We start from the raw sequence: 288 nt of genomic DNA on the forward strand, positions 1-288 counted from the left end.
ATGAACCTTTCACCGCTTTCGTTGAGGAGAAGTGCGCCTTCGCCCCGCACCGCCTCGCTGACCAGCGCCAGCGGCCGCCGCGCTGAAGAAAGCGCCGTCGGATGGAACTGTACGAATTCCATGTCGGCAAGAATTGCGCCGGCGCGGGCGGCCAGCATGATGCCCTGTCCGAAATTGCCGGAAGGATTGGTCGTGGCCTCGTAGAGGCCGCCGAGGCCGCCGGTGGCGAGAACCACCCGCGTTGCCGGCAGAACGAAGCCGCCTTTCGGTCCGGCGCAGGCGAGGCCA

At 66.7% G+C, this 288-nt stretch carries 1 protein-coding gene; it reads right to left on the reverse strand.

Features of this window, described 5'->3' with window-relative positions:
- On the reverse strand, positions 1-288 hold a 288-nt coding region (locus EN807_RS34765), incomplete at both ends, for an FAD-binding protein (RefSeq protein WP_135938107.1).

Source organism: Mesorhizobium sp. M5C.F.Ca.ET.164.01.1.1 (assembly GCF_004792125.1).
In the GTDB taxonomy this organism is placed as follows: domain Bacteria; phylum Pseudomonadota; class Alphaproteobacteria; order Rhizobiales; family Rhizobiaceae; genus Mesorhizobium; species Mesorhizobium wenxiniae.